The sequence below is a fragment of the Nocardioides sp. CPCC 206348 genome, from assembly GCF_048654705.1.
Lineage (GTDB): Bacteria > Actinomycetota > Actinomycetes > Propionibacteriales > Nocardioidaceae > Nocardioides.
Genome location: NZ_JBMCZA010000213.1, coordinates 3,515 through 3,771 on the forward strand (window position 1 = coordinate 3,515; position 257 = coordinate 3,771).

A 257-nucleotide genomic window follows, 5' to 3' on the forward strand; every position below is an offset into this window, starting at 1 on the left:
GGCCTCGTCGGCGCTGCGGTCGAACGGCAGTGCGGAGACCTCGATCGTGTCGCCGCGGGTCGCCTTGATGCCGATCGCGCTGCTGATCAGGTCCTTGATGACCTCGGGCTGGATGGCCGCGGCGGCGGTGGCGTCGAGGACCACGGCGACGTGCAGGCTGTTGACCGAGCCGGGTGCCGTCTCGCGGTGCTCGACGGTCTTGTCGACGGCGTTGTCCCGCGTCTCGCTGCCGTTCTTGTACGACGAGTCCCCGTCGG

General features: G+C 70.0%; 1 protein-coding gene. It reads right to left on the reverse strand.

The genetic code is table 11. From position 1 onward, the window contains the following. On the reverse strand, positions 1 to 257 hold a 257-nt coding region (locus tag ACOADB_RS22550), incomplete at both ends, for a flagellar M-ring protein FliF C-terminal domain-containing protein (protein ID WP_378603915.1).